Below are 12,923 nucleotides of genomic sequence, written 5' to 3' on the forward strand. Positions count from 1 at the left end.
TCCGAATGATGCAAGGGCTACGTGAAATTGCGGTCTTTTTGCTGGAATCGAGATGCCTGATCAACCAGACCTCACCAAGCTGATCTTCGGTAAGTTGACCTGGGAAGCCATTCCCTACCATGAACCGATCCTGCTCTTCACCTTCATCGCGGTCGCCATCGGCGGCATCGCGGTGGTGGGCGCCATCACCTACTTCGGCAAATGGGGCTATCTGTGGCGCGAGTGGTTCACCAGCATCGACCACAAGAAGATCGGCATCATGTACGTCATCCTGGGCATCGTGATGCTGCTGCGCGGCTTCGCCGACGCCATCATGATGCGCCTGCAGCAGGCGGTGGCGTTCGGCGATTCGATGGGCTACCTGCCGCCGCACCACTACGACCAGATCTTCACCGCGCACGGCGTGATCATGATCTTCTTCGTGGCCATGCCGCTGGTCACGGGCCTGATGAACTACATCGTGCCCCTGCAGATCGGCGCGCGCGACGTGGCCTTTCCGTTCCTGAACAACTTCAGCTTCTGGATGACCACGGGCGGGGTGATCCTGGTCATGATGTCGCTGTTCGTCGGCGAGTTCGCGCGCACCGGCTGGCTGGCGTATCCACCGTTATCGGGGATCCTCCAGAGTCCCGACGTGGGCGTCGATTACTACATATGGGCCCTGCAGATAGCGGGGGTAGGCACGCTGCTCTCGGGCGTCAACCTGCTGGTCACCATCGTCAAGATGCGCGCGCCCGGCATGACCATGATGCGCATGCCCATCTTCACCTGGACCGCGCTGTGCACCAACGTGCTGATCGTGGCCGCTTTTCCGGTGCTGACCGCGGTGCTGGCGCTGCTGTCCATGGACCGCTACGTGGGCACCAACTTCTTCACCGCGGACTTCGGCGGCAACGCCATGATGTACGTGAACCTGATCTGGATCTGGGGCCACCCCGAGGTCTACATCCTGATCCTGCCGGCCTTCGGCATCTTCTCCGAAGTGGTCTCCACCTTCTGCCGCAAGCGCCTCTTCGGCTACGCATCCATGGTGTATGCCACGGTCGTGATCACGGTGCTGTCGTACCTGGTATGGCTGCACCATTTCTTCACCATGGGGTCAGGGGCGAGCGTGAACTCGTTCTTCGGGATCACCACCATGATCATTTCGATCCCGACCGGAGCAAAGATCTTCAACTGGCTGTTCACCATGTACCACGGGCGCATCCGCTTCGAGGTGCCGATGCTGTGGACGCTGGGTTTCATGGTGACCTTCGTGATCGGCGGCATGACGGGCGTGCTGCTGGCCGTTCCGCCCGCCGACTTCGTGCTGCACAACAGCCTGTTCCTGATCGCGCACTTCCATAACGTGATCATCGGCGGCGTGCTGTTCGGGCTGATGGCCGGCATCACGTACTGGTTTCCCAAGGCCTTCGGCTACAAGCTCGATCCGTTCTGGGGCAAGTGCTCGTTCTGGTTCTGGCTGGTGGGCTTCTACGTCGCCTTCATGCCGCTGTACGTGCTGGGGCTGATGGGCGTGACGCGGCGTGTGAACCACTTCGAGGACATGTCCCTGCAGATCTGGTTCCAGGTGGCGGCCTTCGGCGCGCTGCTGATCGCCTGCGGCATCGCCAGCTTCCTGATCCAGCTGGTGGTCAGCTACCGCCGCCGCGAATCGCTGCGCGACGACACCGGCGACCCCTGGGACGGCCGCACGCTGGAATGGTCGACCTCGTCGCCCCCGCCCAACTACAACTTCGCCTTCACGCCGCGCGTGCATGACCAGGACGCCTGGTGGCAGATGAAGCAGCACGGCTACCTGCGGCCGCAGCAGGGCTTCATTCCCATCCACATGCCCAAGAACACCTGGGCGGGCATCGTGCTGGCGGGTATCAGCGTGGTGATGGGTTTCGCCTTGATCTGGCATATGTGGCCGCTGGTCGTGCTGTCATTCGCGGCGCTGATCCTGGTGTCCATCATTCACACCTTCAACTACAAGCGCGACTACTACGTGCCGGCCGAAGAGGTCGTGCGCGCCGAAGACGCCCGCACAAGGTTGCTAGCGAAAAATGTCTGATACCCTGGCCCCCAACCTGCCCGGCGGCACGGCGCCGCCCGCCGAACCCGTGTTCCACGTCCCGGGCGAACACCATCCCAAGAACGGCACCCTGCTGGGGTTCTGGGTCTACCTGATGAGCGATTGCCTCATCTTCGCCTGCCTGTTCGCCACCTATGGCGTGCTGGGACGCAACTATGCGGCAGGCCCGTCCGGCGCGGACCTGTTCGATCTGGAACTGGTGGCGGTGAATACCGCGTTGCTGCTGCTGTCTTCCATCACCTACGGTTTCGCGATGCTGGAAATGCGGCGCAACCGCGTCGGCGCCACCCAGCTGTGGCTGGCCGTGACCGGCATCCTGGGGCTGGGCTTTCTGTCCCTGGAACTGTACGAATTCGCGCACCTGATCCACCAGGGCGCAGGTCCCCAGCGCAGCGCCTTCCTGTCGTCCTTCTTCACCCTGGTCGGCACCCACGGGCTGCACGTCACCTTCGGCATCGTGTGGCTGGTGACGATGATGATCCAGGTCCAGATGCACGGCTTGATCCCCGAAAACCGCCGCCGCCTGATGTGCCTGTCGATGTTCTGGCACTTCCTGGACCTGATCTGGGTGGGCGTCTTCACCTTCGTGTACCTGATGGGAGTGCTGCCATGACCGCGCACCTGGATCATCCGGCCGATCACGGCCATGGCGGCCATGACCACCACGACGACGATGACGGCGCCGCCCACGGCACCTTCAAGAGCTACATGACCGGCTTTGTGCTGGCAGCCATCCTGACGGCCATTCCGTTCTGGCTGGTCATGAATCGGGTTTTCTCCGAATCCCGCACCACTGCGTTGATCATCCTGGCCTTCGCCGCCGTGCAGATCGTGGTCCACATCATCTACTTCCTGCACATGGACACCAAGTCCGAAAGCGGCTGGAACATGTTGGCGTTAATATTCACGCTGGTGCTGGTCGTAATCACGCTCAGCGGATCCATCTGGATCATGTATCACCTCGACTCCAATATGATGCCCATGTCCACTCACGACATGCGGAAAATGCCCTGATGGCCGCAGTAAACGACTCCACTACCCGCGACACCTCCTCCCGCAATCCGCGCAGCAAAATCACCCTGGTCATCCTGGGGGTGCTTGCTGTCGCCATTTTCGCGGGGCTTTGCGCCCTGGGCACCTGGCAGGTGCACCGGCTGGCCTGGAAGCGCACCCTGATCGCACAGGTCGAACAGCGCGCCCATGCGGCGCCCACGCCGGCGCCGGCCCAGGCCGAATGGCCCGCGCTGACCTCCGACAACGCCGAATACCGCCGTGTCACCGCCAAGGGCACCTATCTGTACGACCGCCAGACCCTGGTGCAGGCCGCGACCGAGCTGGGCAGCGGCTACTGGGTCATGACGCCGCTGCAGTTGCCCGAGGGCGGCACGGTGCTGGTCAACCGCGGCTTCGTGCTGCCCGAATGGCGCAAGAGCAAGTCGGCCATACAACAAACGCCCGAAGAAGCCAGCGTCACCGGCCTGCTGCGCATGGGCGAACCCGCCCATGGTTTCCTGCGCAACAACGATCCGGCGACCAACCTCTGGTATTCGCGCGACCTGCCCGCCATCGCCGCGGCGCGCGGCTTGAGCGACGTAGCGCCCTACTTCATCGACGCCGATGCGACGGGCAAGGACGGCAGCGGACGCACTGCCCCGGTCGGCGGCCTGACGGTGCTGAACTTCCCCAACAATCACCTGAGCTACGCCATCACCTGGTACGCCCTGGCGGCCATGGTGCTGGTCGGCGTTTTCATCTTTGTGCGCGAGGAAAAGCGCGCACGCCGCAAGGACTGATCCAGCCAGCTGCGGCCGGTGTCCTACAATGAGGGCTGGGAACAGCGCTGGGCTACATGCTCGCGTGCTGTTCCCTTTTGTTTTTTCCACCCCTCTACAAGGAGTCCCCAAGGATGAAAAAGACGCTGCTCGCCGCCGCAATGTTCACGACTTTTGCAGGCGTTGCTCAGGCAGAATCGTCGGTAACTCTCTATGGTGTCATCGACACCGGCATTGGTTACAACAAGATCAAAGGCGATGGATACGACGGTAGCAAGATAGGCATGATCAACGGCATCCAGGCCGGCTCGCGCTGGGGACTGCGCGGCGCCGAAGATCTGGGCGACGGTCTGCGCGCCGTGTTCACGCTGGAAAGCGGATTCGACTCGGCCAACGGCCAGCGCGGTCAATCCGGCCGCCTGTTCGGCCGCCAGGCCACCATCGGCCTGGCCAACGACGCCTGGGGCACGCTGGAGTTCGGCCGCCAGGCCACGGTGGGCTCGAACTACCTTGCCGACATCGACCCCTTCTACACCAGCTACACGCAGTCCAACATGGGCCTGGGTTTCAGCGCCGCCAACACCATGCGCTGGGACAACATGGTGATGTACAAGACGCCTTCGGTGAACGGCTTCGAGCTCGGCGTCGGCTACTCGTTCAATGCGGACGACACGAACGCCGACCAGACGGGCTTTCGCACCGCCGACAATACCCGCGGCATCACCGCCGGCCTGCGCTACGTGCAAGGTCCGCTGAACGTAGCGCTGACCTACGACCAGCTCAACGGCTCCAACCGCGGCGCCATCGACCATGACGCCACGCCGCGCCAGTACGCGCTGGGCGTGTCCTACGACCTGGAAGTCGTGAAGCTCGCCGCCGCCTACGGCCGCACCACCGACGGCTGGTTCGTCGGCCAGGACCTGCCCGCGGGCACGCCCTTCAGCGACGAATTCGGCACCAACCGTTTCGTGGACGGCTTCAAGGCCAACTCCTACATGCTGGGCGCCACCCTGCCCCTGGGCAGCGCGAGCAGCCTGTTCGCGTCGTGGCAGCACGTATCGCCGAACAATGACAAGCTGACCGGCGGCGACACCAACATGAACGTCTGGAGCGTGGGCTACACCTACGACCTGTCCAAGCGCACCAACCTGTACGCCTATGGTTCGTACGGCAAGGACTATGCCTTCATCGACGGCCTGAAGAGCACGGCCGCCGGCGTCGGCGTGCGCCACACGTTCTAAGCAAGTCAGCGGAGCGGCTGCGGGGCCGCTTCCGTTCCTGACGAATCGGTCCGATTACCTGCCCCCTGGTATCGGACCTTTTTAATATCGCCCGGGAGCCTGACGTCATCAGCATGTACGCCTAGGAGGCTCTCATGCATAAACCGCTCCCTCATACTTCCGCCTTTCCCGCCGCGGGTACGCTCGCCGTGTACGCCGCGCTTGCGCCGAACCACCGCCAGCTCATCAAGGACACCATGACCCAGGATCTCGATGCGCTGGAACAGGCCGCCGAAAAACCCGATGCCGTCGCTACGGCCCAAATGCTGCATCGCATACAGGGCGCGCTGCTGGCCTTGCAGATGCGAGCGCCTGCCTCGCACTTCGAAGCCCTGGAAGAGGAGCTGGCGGCGGGCCTGTCGGCATGCGCTGCCGCCCGCATCCACGATCAGGCCGCCGTCGTGCGCGACCTCATGGACAGGCTGCATGCGTGGCAACCCGCTCCGGTGCAATCTGCAGGAAACACGCGTCCCTCATGATCGGCTATCTTTGAAACCAGATCCTGAAACGGACCATGCCCTCTATCTCCCGTCCTGCGCGCCGCGCTCTTCCCGCCCGCCGGCCACGTCTGTTGCACGCCGTGGCCGCGGCCTTGCTGCCGCTGGCCCTTGCAGCCTGCAACGGCGGCGGCGACGATCATGACGACGAACCCGTCGCCGTCGCGCCGCCTCCCGTCGAAGAAACGCCCCCCGCCGAAACCCAGCCGCCGCGCAACACGGCCTACCTGCAGGCCAAGCCGGGCGACGTCATCCAGGTCCGCATCGAAGAGCTGCGCCCCACCCAGGCCGCCATCGGCTACGACCAGATCTACTACAAGCTCGGCCGCTGGCAAGGGGACTTCGAACGTCCGACCTGGGCGGACAAGCCGGCACAGCAGCTGGACTACCTGAACCGCACGGTCGGCAAGAAGTTCGACGACTACTGCGAAGACATGGGTGGCGCCGAGCGCGCGCAGGAATTCCAGAGCGTCGCCGAGGCGCGCGCCGCACGCCTGGATCAGCCCGCCACCTACACCTGCAAGAACGCCCCCGGCACCGACACCGCCAACCTCAAGACGGTGGTGGTCGGCTGGGACGGCAACCTGTATCTGACCGATGGCCACCACACCTTCTCGTCGCTGCGCGAAATCGCCGATGGCGGGCCCAAGCTGCCGGTCTGGGTCAAGGTCGACGCCAACTACAGCACCCTGCCCAATGCGGCGGCGTTCTGGCAGCGCATGGTCGACGAACGCCGCGCCTGGCTGCGCGACGGCCAGAACCAGCCCATCACCGTGGACCAGTTGCCCGCCCGCCTGGGGCTGGCCAGCACCCAGGAGGCCGGCGGCATGCAGGAGGACCGCTACCGCTCGCTGGTGTACTTCACCCGCGACATCGCCTACAGCAACGGCAACCTGCCGGAGTTCGCGGAGTTCCTGTGGGGCGACTGGCTGCGCCGCCAAGCCGCGGGCGGCCAGTTGCCGGGCCTGGACCAGTACAAGATGATGGCACCCGCCGCGCCGGCGCAGATCCTCGCCGCCAGCACCCTCGACAAGAGCCTGGCGCCTGCCGGCGCCAACGACAGCTATGCCGCCGCGGTGCGCGACGCCTCCCTGAAGATGAGCGCATTGAAGGACACCGACATCGTCTTCGATGACCGCGACGCTGCCGGCCTGGGACGTATCGCGCTGGCGCCCGACGCCGCCAGCGGCTCGCCCACCAAAAAGGCGCGCGACACCCTGGAAGAGCTGCCGCGCAACGACGCCAAGACCGATGGCAGTCCGCGGGGCGCTGGCAAGCTGTGGTTCGCCGTGAACTACCGCAACTGCGGCAAGCCCGCGGCCGGCACCTGCTGGGGCTGGTAAGCCGCGGCGCCTGCCCACACGCGCTAAGCGTCGATCTGCATGGCGGGCCGGGCCTGGACCCGGTCCATCCACGCCCGCACATGCGGATGCGACGCCACCCTGGCGCCCAGATAGGCGCTATAGCCGATCACCGAACCGACCACCAGGTCGGCCAGCGAGTAGGCCGCGCCCAAAATCCAGGGTTGCCGCGCCAGATGGCCGTCCAGCACGGCCAGCAACGCGTCCGCGTCGTCCAGTACGCGTTCGGCCTCGGCGCCGCCGGGCGCGTCTGCGCCCTGCGTGGCGAGATACAGGCGCGTCACCGCCGCACCGTAGCTGACATAGGACCAGGCGCACCACGACATCGCCAGCAGGCGTTCGGGCGTGTCGGCGGCGGGCCACAGGCCGCGTTCCACGCCGTAGCGCTCTCCCAGCCATAGCTGTATCGCCAAGGTTTCGAACAAGGGAGCGCCGTCCACCGTCAGCGTGGGGACCTTGCCGTTCGGATTGAGCGCCAGGAATTCGGGACGATGCTGTTCCCCCGTCCTGATGTCCACCTTCACGCGTTCGTGCGGCACGGCCAGTTCGGCAAGCGCGCAAGCCACCGGGGTTGCGCTGGACATGGGGTGCCAATAGAAAACGATAGACATGGGCGAATCTCCAATTCAATCAAGGGATGTGCGTCGCGGCCCCTGCCGCTGACTACGGGAGCCAATGTAGAATCCATTGAGGACAGATTCCGCCCTCGATACGCGTTATCGTGCCGCCATGCTTACTTCCAGCAACCGCCTCCTGCGCCTGCTGTCGCTGCTGCAGACCCGCCGCCATTGGGCCGGAACCGAGCTGGCCGCGACGCTGGCGATTCACCCCCGCACCCTGCGGCGCGACATCGACAAGCTGCGCGAACTGGGCTACCCCGTCCATGCCAGCAGCGGCGTGGCCGGCGGCTATGCCTTTCGCGCGGGGAAGGCGCTGCCGCCCCTGCTGCTGGACGACGATGAAGCGCTGGCCGTGGCGCTCACCCTGCGCACGGCCGCCACGGGCACGGTGGGCGGCATCGAGGAAACCGCGCTGCGGGCGCTGGTGAAGCTGGAGCAGGTCATGCCTCAGCGCCTGCGCCACCGGGTCGACGCCCTGCGCTCGGCCATCGTGCCGATCCCGCGCGACGGCGCTGCCGTCGACGCCACCCTGCTGGCCACGCTGGCAGCCGCCTGCCGCGACCAATTGCGAGTCGGCTTCGACTATGCGGACGGCAAGGGCCGGGCCAGCACCCGGCTGGTGGAGCCGCAAGGCTTGGCGCATACCGGATACCGTTGGTATCTGGTGGCCTGGGATCCCGCGCGCGAGGACTGGCGCACCTTCCGTATCGACCGCATCGCGGGCGCCCCGGAAGTCGGCGCGCATTTCGCCCCGCGCCCGCCGCCCGAAGGCGGCGACCTGCGCGCCTATGTCTCGCGCTCGGTCAACATGGCGCCGCATCCGGAACCGGCGCGCGTGGTCCTGCATGCGCCGCGCGCCGTCATGGCTGCGCGCATCCCGCCGGGCGCCGGCCAGATCGACGCGCTGGACGAAGCGCGCTGCGTGCTGCAATGCGCCGTGCCCAGCCTGGACGCGCTGGTTTACTGGCTGATGGCGCTGGACGTCGAATTCGAGGTGCTGGCGCCTGCGGCGCTGCAGGACCGCCTGCGGCTGGCCAGCGAACGGCTGGGGCGCAGCCTGGAAAAAATGACAGCTCCCAAAGCGGGGAGATAGCGGTCGGATTTGGTTGTTTTTCGGCCTATCCCATTCTGTGTATTTCGCCCGCGATTCGAGTATCTTGATTGCTTTCCAAACATTTCCAAGAATCACGCCATGAGCAACGTTCCCGACGCCGACGCCTTCCTGCAATTTCTCGTCAACCTGGTGAACAACGGCAGCCAGATCGAGAGCATCGGCGTGACCCTGCAGATGGGCGGCATGCTGGTGTCGGGTTCCATCGTGTCCGGCGCGGAGTACTTCGACAGCTTCGCCGCCAGCTTCACGGACTCGCTGGACAAGGTGGACGACGCCACCCGCAAGGCCGTGCATGCCTCGCTGGCGGAACTGGGCGACGTCTTCCGCGTGCCCCAACCCGCCGACCCGCTGCCGAACTACATCCATCTCGCCGACGCGCTGTTCTTCACTGCCGACGGCACCCCCATCGCCGGACAGCCCACGCTGTGGCGCGGCCGCACCAGCGCTGTCGACGGCTTCGTCCTGGGCCGCCTGCAAGAAGAAGCGGCCGGCTGAGGCCGCCGATCTCCCTGTTGCGCGCGTTCCCCGCCCCGGTTCTCGGGCGCGGGGCGCGCCGCTACGCAAAAACCACTACGCTATCGGTTTGCCTCCCCCCAACCATGAGTCCGACCGCCATCTCCCCAGTTGCGGCAAGGGCTCGCTTGAAGTCACTCCCCCGCATGGAAAGACTCCGTATCGTCCTGGTTGACGACCATCCCCTGGTCTTGATGGGGATGCGCGACCTGCTGGAAAAGGACCTCAATTTCGAGGTCACGGCCACCCTGTCCGGGCCGACCGCGCTGGTCCAGCACCTGCAACGCGATATGCCGCACGTGGTGATCACCGACTATTCCATGCCCGGCGACGACACCTACGGTGACGGCATCCGCCTGGTCAAATACCTGACGCGGCATTACCCGGAAGTCCAGATCGTGGTGCTGACCATGGTGTCGAATTCCATGATCATCTCGGCGCTCTACGACGCCGGCGTGGCCGCGGTGGTGCTCAAGCGCGACAACCTCACCGAGATCATGACCGCGCTGGAAACGCTGCATGCCGGCCGCAAGTACTATCCGCCCGGCTTCCAGCGCGACGGCGTCGCCGATGAGCGCAGCAAGTTCATCGGTGAACGCATCAACAGCCTGTCGCCCAAGGAATTCGAAGTGCTGCGCCACTTCATCCGCGGCGAATCCATGATGCAGGTGGCCGACGCCTTGAAGCGCAGCGTCAAGACAGTCAGCGGCCAGAAGATCTCGGCCATGCGCAAGCTCAACGTCCGCACCGACCAGGAACTGATCGCCTTCTGCGTCGAAAGCGAAATCTTCCAGTAGGCTGTCCCCTTTCCAGAAATTCAGGCAGGAACTTGCGACATGACGCAAGAATCAATCGAGACGGTGACGGGCCAGGAAGTGGACCGCAAGCTGATGCAGGCCATGATCGAACGCTCGGCGGGCCGCCCGCTCTCGTTCCAGGACTGCGACTTCCAGGACGCGGATTTCTCGCGCCTGGATTTGCGCGGCCTGCAATTGACGGCCTGCGCGATCGCTGGCGCCTCCTTTCAGGGCGCCACGCTGGCGGACGCCGTCTGGCTGCGCTGCCGCGGCGGCCAGGTGGATTTCGCCTCGTGCGACGCCAGCGATGCCGTCTTTGAAAACTGCGATCTCAACAATGCCAACTGGCGCCGCGCCCGGCTGGCCGCTGCCCGTTTCCAGGGCTGCAAGCTCACCGGCAGCGACTTCGACGGCATCGCCTGCCTGGGCTGGTCGCTGGAGGAATGCCTGCTGGTCGGCGCGCTGCTGCGTGGCGTGTCGTTTCGCAAGACCGATGTGCGGCACCTGGACTGCTCCGATGCCGACCTGACCGGCAGCGATTTCCGCGACACCGTGTTCCATGGCGGCAGCCTGCGCAACGCCATCCTGAAGAATGTCCGCTTCGAAGGCGCCGACCTGCGCGAAGCCGACCTGGGCGGCCTCGACCTGAATTCGGCCGCGCGCCTGGCAGGCGCCACCATATCCAAGACTCAGGCGGCAGCCCTACTGGCCGAGCTGCGCATCAGCGTGATCTGAGGCGCGCCGCCCGCGGCGGACAAAGCGCTGTTCGACCACCACGCTGCCCCACTGGCGGCCTTCGGACTCCTCGGCCAGCGTGAAGCCGGCTGCCTCGTAGAGATGCCTGGCCGCATCCAGCCCCTTGAAAGTCCACAGGTAGGTCTCGTCGTAGTGAGCGTCGACAAACGCCATGGCCCGCTCCAGCAGGGCGCGGCCCACGCCCATGCCGCGCAGCGACTCGTCGACGATGAACCAGCGCAGATGCGCTTCGCGGGCGGCAAGATCGCCATCGATGACGATGGAGGCCAGCGTCCTGCCGTTGTCCGCGTACAGCCAGATGTTCTTGCCGGCGGCGGGCAGGCCTTCGGCGAACTCGGCCAGCTCGGTCGCCACCTTACGTTCGAAGTACACGCCGAATCCCGAGGCCTGCGCGTAATAGCGCGCATGCAGGCTGGCCACGTCGCCGATGCAGCCGGGCAGGTAGCCGGCGTGGATCTGCTCGGCGATGCCGCCCGTGACGGCGGGCGCGGCGTTGGGGTTCTCGTGCGACAGGGCGTCGGCATACAGGGAAAGAAAGCGGATCAGCGACTGCTGGTCCTCGGGCGCCAGTTGACGCAATGCCCGCGAAACCTGGTCGGTGGCGAACTGGTCGATCTGCGTACGCAGCCGGGCTCCCTCCGCGCTCAGGTACAGCCGCGACGAGCGCGCGTCTGCACTGTCGGCCTCGCGCGTCAACAGCCCGGCGGATTCCAGCTTGGCGACCTGCCGGCTGGTATTGGACTTGTCCAGCCTGAGGATGGCCGCCAGGTCGCGCGCCTGGATGCCCGGCTGCAGGCCGATCTCGATGATGGCGTGCACGGCGGACGGCGCCAGCTCGCTGCCGGCCAGCGAGCTGCGCATGAAGCCCAGCTCGCGCACCAGTTTGCGGGAGAACTCCCGCAGATCCCGGATGGTCTGATCGCGAGATTGGATGGGGGTGTCGATCAAGTCCATGGCGCGCCCTTAAAGTTGCGGTTCGCAACCAATATACTTGCGAATCGCAACCAACTCAACTTATTTTGCGCCAGCCCTGCCGCTGCCTATTTCGGCCGCTTGAACCCCGCCCGCGCCGCCTCGACCGCCTGGCGGCAGATGCAGCCGCTCATGTGATCGTTGACCATGCCCACGGCCTGCATGAAGGCGTACATGGTCGTCGGGCCCACGAAGGTCCAACCGCGCTTCTTCAGGTCGCGCGACAGCGCCGCCGACGCCGGCGAGGTCGGATTGCCGTTCCAGTAATCCAGGTCCACGGTCGCGGGGCGGTCCTGGGCCGGCGGCTCATGGCTCCAGAGCCAGGCCGACAATGAACCCGTTTCGTCGGCCAGGGCGCGTGCGCGCTTGGCATTGTTGATGGCGGACACGATCTTGCCACGGTTGCGCACGATGCCCGCGTCGCCCATCAGGCGCTCGACGTCGCGCTCCGTGTAGCGCGCCACCCGCTCGAAGTCGAAGTCGTCGAAGGCCGCGCGGAACGCCTCGCGCTTGCGCAGGATCGTGATCCACGCCATGCCGGCCTGAAAGCCCTCCAGGCAGATCTTCTCGTACAGGCGGCGGTCATCCGCCACCGGCCTGCCCCATTCGTGGTCGTGATAGTCGGGCATGGACGGCTGCCAGAAGCAGCGCGCCACGCCCTGCTCGTCGGTGATCAGGCCCGGATCGCTCTTGCTCATCTCATCGGTCTTCATGCGGCGGCTTACTGCTTGCCCGGCACCGGGCAGCTCAGGTCGCCTTCCTCGCACTTCAGGTAGGCCTGCAACTCCTTGGTGCGCGCCTGCGTCAGCTTGTCCAGGCACAGGCTCAGCGTCATGGGATAGGCGCTGCCGCCGGACGTGCTGCTGGACGCGAAGGCGCACTCCGCATCGCGAAAGAACAGCCAGGCCTTCTGGGCGGCATGCAGCTGGGTCGTCGCGGCCCTGTCGTTCTTCAGGCGCGCGGTCACTTCCTTGTAGGCAGCGTTCAGGGCGGCGTCGGACTTGCGGTACGCCTGGTCGGCGCACAGGCTCATGTCCGTCTGCGTGGCCGCGTTGCCGCAATCCAGCGGCTGCGCCTGCGCGCTTGCGGCCAACGCAAGCGCGGCAGCGGCGGTCATGATGGCGATACGCATGGAATTCCTCCTGTATGGCTGGTGAACCCGGA

General features: G+C 65.5%; 15 protein-coding genes. 11 read left to right on the forward strand and 4 right to left on the reverse strand.

Translation table 11 applies throughout. The features are described 5' to 3' along the window. Positions 1-52 precede the first annotated feature (52 nt). The 7 genes from cyoB (at position 53) to ACZ5YA_RS16030 (ending at position 6,969) form a co-directional block, all read left to right on the forward strand. Positions 53-2,056, forward strand: a complete 2,004-nt coding sequence (gene cyoB, locus ACZ5YA_RS16000; protein WP_059378766.1) for a cytochrome o ubiquinol oxidase subunit I — start codon at positions 53-55, stop codon at positions 2,054-2,056. After that, complete coding sequence (cyoC, locus tag ACZ5YA_RS16005) at positions 2,049-2,690, forward strand: cytochrome o ubiquinol oxidase subunit III (RefSeq protein WP_059378764.1); 642 nt, start codon at positions 2,049-2,051, stop codon at positions 2,688-2,690. Before cyoB ends, cyoC begins: the two co-directional genes overlap by 8 nt. Then, positions 2,687-3,091 (forward strand): cytochrome o ubiquinol oxidase subunit IV, encoded by a 405-nt coding sequence (gene cyoD / locus ACZ5YA_RS16010; protein WP_059378763.1) that lies wholly within the window; start codon positions 2,687-2,689, stop codon positions 3,089-3,091. The genes cyoC and cyoD overlap by 4 nt, the downstream gene beginning before the upstream one ends. Beyond that, positions 3,091-3,870, forward strand: coding sequence for an SURF1 family protein (locus ACZ5YA_RS16015; RefSeq protein ID WP_118932944.1), 780 nt, complete (start codon positions 3,091-3,093; stop codon positions 3,868-3,870). Before cyoD ends, ACZ5YA_RS16015 begins: the two co-directional genes overlap by 1 nt. Positions 3,871-3,983: 113 nt before the next feature. Next, positions 3,984-5,090: a porin gene (locus ACZ5YA_RS16020; protein WP_059378761.1), complete on the forward strand. Its 1,107-nt coding sequence runs from the start codon at positions 3,984-3,986 to the stop codon at positions 5,088-5,090. Positions 5,091-5,224: 134 nt separating this feature from the next. Further along, on the forward strand, positions 5,225-5,608 hold the full coding sequence (locus ACZ5YA_RS16025) for an RNA-binding protein (RefSeq protein ID WP_059378760.1): 384 nt from the start codon (positions 5,225-5,227) through the stop codon (positions 5,606-5,608). Positions 5,609-5,643: 35 nt separating this feature from the next. After that, complete coding sequence (locus ACZ5YA_RS16030; protein ID WP_118932943.1) at positions 5,644-6,969, forward strand: ParB/Srx family N-terminal domain-containing protein; 1,326 nt, start codon at positions 5,644-5,646, stop codon at positions 6,967-6,969. A gap of 23 nt (positions 6,970-6,992) precedes the next feature. Here the strand turns inward: ACZ5YA_RS16030 and ACZ5YA_RS16035 are convergent, their stop codons facing one another. After that, entirely contained in the window at positions 6,993-7,598 is a 606-nt protein-coding gene (locus ACZ5YA_RS16035) for a glutathione S-transferase family protein (RefSeq protein WP_464092762.1), read from the reverse strand. A gap of 118 nt (positions 7,599-7,716) precedes the next feature. Between ACZ5YA_RS16035 and ACZ5YA_RS16040 the strand changes: the two genes are divergently transcribed. The 4 genes from ACZ5YA_RS16040 to ACZ5YA_RS16055 all read left to right on the forward strand — a co-directional run bounded on the left by ACZ5YA_RS16040 (position 7,717) and on the right by ACZ5YA_RS16055 (position 10,766). After that, positions 7,717-8,700: a helix-turn-helix transcriptional regulator gene (locus tag ACZ5YA_RS16040; RefSeq protein WP_059378755.1), complete on the forward strand. Its 984-nt coding sequence runs from the start codon at positions 7,717-7,719 to the stop codon at positions 8,698-8,700. A 99-nt stretch (positions 8,701-8,799) separates the two neighbouring features. After that, positions 8,800-9,216: a gas vesicle accessory protein GvpU gene (gene gvpU / locus ACZ5YA_RS16045; RefSeq protein WP_187523982.1), complete on the forward strand. Its 417-nt coding sequence runs from the start codon at positions 8,800-8,802 to the stop codon at positions 9,214-9,216. A gap of 164 nt (positions 9,217-9,380) precedes the next feature. Then, positions 9,381-10,031, forward strand: coding sequence for a response regulator (locus tag ACZ5YA_RS16050; protein WP_464092763.1), 651 nt, complete (start codon positions 9,381-9,383; stop codon positions 10,029-10,031). 39 nt (positions 10,032-10,070) lie between these two features. Further along, positions 10,071-10,766, forward strand: a complete 696-nt coding sequence (locus tag ACZ5YA_RS16055) for a pentapeptide repeat-containing protein (protein ID WP_118932941.1) — start codon at positions 10,071-10,073, stop codon at positions 10,764-10,766. Here the strand turns inward: ACZ5YA_RS16055 and ACZ5YA_RS16060 are convergent. The 3 genes from ACZ5YA_RS16060 to ACZ5YA_RS16070 all read right to left on the reverse strand — a co-directional run bounded on the left by ACZ5YA_RS16060 (position 10,734) and on the right by ACZ5YA_RS16070 (position 12,891). Then, positions 10,734-11,741: a bifunctional helix-turn-helix transcriptional regulator/GNAT family N-acetyltransferase gene (locus tag ACZ5YA_RS16060; protein WP_464092764.1), complete on the reverse strand. Its 1,008-nt coding sequence runs from the start codon at positions 11,739-11,741 to the stop codon at positions 10,734-10,736. The two genes, ACZ5YA_RS16055 and ACZ5YA_RS16060, sit on opposite strands and share 33 nt — an antisense overlap. Positions 11,742-11,827: 86 nt before the next feature. Continuing rightward, positions 11,828-12,472, reverse strand: coding sequence for a DNA-3-methyladenine glycosylase I (locus ACZ5YA_RS16065; protein WP_464092765.1), 645 nt, complete (start codon positions 12,470-12,472; stop codon positions 11,828-11,830). Positions 12,473-12,480: 8 nt separating this feature from the next. Beyond that, positions 12,481-12,891 carry a lysozyme inhibitor LprI family protein gene (locus ACZ5YA_RS16070; RefSeq protein WP_059378742.1) on the reverse strand — a complete coding sequence of 137 codons (411 nt, stop codon included), beginning with the start codon at positions 12,889-12,891 and terminating at the stop codon, positions 12,481-12,483. Between the last annotated feature and the right edge of the window lie 32 nt (positions 12,892-12,923).

Source organism: Achromobacter sp. JCM 18799, from assembly GCF_055395645.1.